Origin of the sequence: Moorena sp. SIO4E2 (assembly GCF_010671945.1) — a bacterium.
Lineage (GTDB): Bacteria > Cyanobacteriota > Cyanobacteriia > Cyanobacteriales > Coleofasciculaceae > Moorena > Moorena producens.
In genome coordinates, this window is record NZ_JAAHIE010001009.1 from 1 (window position 1) to 1,950 (window position 1,950).

Below are 1,950 nucleotides of genomic sequence, written 5' to 3' on the forward strand. Positions count from 1 at the left end.
GCGAACGCATAATTACCATCTCAACTGGAATGGGATGCTCTGAAAGAGCCGCTACGCGAACGCATAATTACCATCTCAACTGGAATGGGATGCTCTGAAAGAGCCGCTACGCGAACGCATGATTACCATCTCAACTGGAATGGGATGCTCTGAAAGAGCCGCTACGCGAACGCATGATTACCATCTCAACTGGAATGGGATGCTCTGAAAGAGCCGCTACGCGAACGCATAATTACCATCTCAACTGGAATGCGATGCTCTGAAAGAGCCGCTACGCGATCGCATGATTACCATCTCAACTGGAATGCGATGCTCTGAAAGAGCCGCTACGCGAACGCATGATTACCATCTCAACTGGAATGCGATGCTCTGAAAGAGCCGCTACGCGAACGCATGATTACCATCTCAACTGGAATGGGATGCTCTGAAAGAGCCGCTACGCGAACGCATGATTACCATCTCAACTGGAATGGGATGCTCTGAAAGAGCCGCTACGCGAACGCATCATTCCCCTGTCAACTGGAATGGGATGCTCTGAAAGAGCCGCTACGCGAACGCATGATTACCATCTCAACTGGAATGCGATGCTCTGAAAGAGCCGCTACGCGAACGCATGATTACCATCTCAACTGGAATGGGATCACATCATTACCCTCTCACACTAAAGCAATGCTCTAAGCCGCTACCAGAATAAACGAAGTAGAGAACAAATATTACTCAACCCTAGAGTCTAATGTTAGGTGCAGCTAATCTGACTTCCCTACTCCCTACTCCCTGCTCCCTCAAAAACTAACCTAATTGAAAACCGCTCTACTACTACGGCAAATCAATCCTTCTGAGCCAAAATGTGTGTAAGAGTATGGATTATTCTGATCTGGCCACAGTTGTTGACCTTTCTCAACTCCAATTTCTTTAACTACCTCTAACTTACCGTCATCGATCGCTTCATTAACTGCCCTATAGACGCTTTCCCATGCTCCATAATCATCAAAAATTATCAATGCATTATTAAATCGCTTTAAACAGTTATCAATATCTTGTTTGATATACTCATATTTATGACGTGCATCTATTAAAACCACATCAGCAGGAAAGGTTAACTGATTCCAATCAGAAGTATACACATCAAATCTTTGGAATTTGACATGGTAATTAAAAATATTGTTTAATCTTGCTACTCTGAGGTACCTATCGTTAACATCTAAACCTAGATATTTAGTAAAGTGATCGGATAAGTGCTTTGCCGTCAGCCCCTTGTAACATCCCACCTCTAATAAGGAATATTGTTTTTTCGGTAAAAATTGTTTGACATGATCACGGAATTGTTGGCTAACTGTCCAACAATCTTTTCTTTTATCTACAGGTAGGACTATATCCTGCCATGTATTCTGTATTTCAGTTAAGAGCTTAAGCATAGGTTGTCATTAGTAACAGTAATAAATCTAAGCATTCAGCCGTCAGCCGTCAGCCGTCAGCTTATTTTATTCAAAAGCTGTTCGGAGCTCAAGTAGTGTGGCCACAGGCCTTTGGCTGATAGCTGATACGCGACACGCTGATAGCTGAATGCTTAATAATAAATAGCAAAGGGCACAGGGAGTCGGGAGTCGGGAGTCGGGAGTCGGGAACTTTGGCTCAAATAGGTACCCCGTTTAATAAAATAACTGACTTTCTACACTTCCCACACTTCCCACACGCCCTATTCCCCATTCCCTAGGCCCAGGGCTGTAGCAGCACCTAAGTGCTTGAGCAAGGTGGCCTGGGGAAGTGGCCCAAGCAGATGACTCCAAGGCAAGACTTGCTCTGTTGACCAGTCGTTATAGACATAGAAGTCTAGTTCAGGTAACTGTCCTCGCAATTGTTTAAAGGCACGGCGGAAACTGCCTAAGGAATCCCCATAATGCCTGGTTAGTTCTAAGAGTTGGGATAAGCGACGATCCCCTCGGGAAATCA

At 44.7% G+C, this 1,950-nt stretch carries 1 protein-coding gene and 1 pseudogene; both read right to left on the bottom strand.

Annotation, left to right across the window (positions count from 1 at the left end; genetic code table 11):
• Positions 1 to 794: 794 nt before the first annotated feature.
• A complete protein-coding gene (locus F6K37_RS40000) occupies positions 795 to 1,415 on the bottom strand; it encodes a class I SAM-dependent methyltransferase (RefSeq protein WP_287256824.1) in 621 nt (206 codons plus the stop codon).
• 281 nt (positions 1,416 to 1,696) lie between these two features.
• Positions 1,697 to 1,950, bottom strand: a pseudogene (locus tag F6K37_RS40005) (radical SAM protein); the annotation flags it as partial.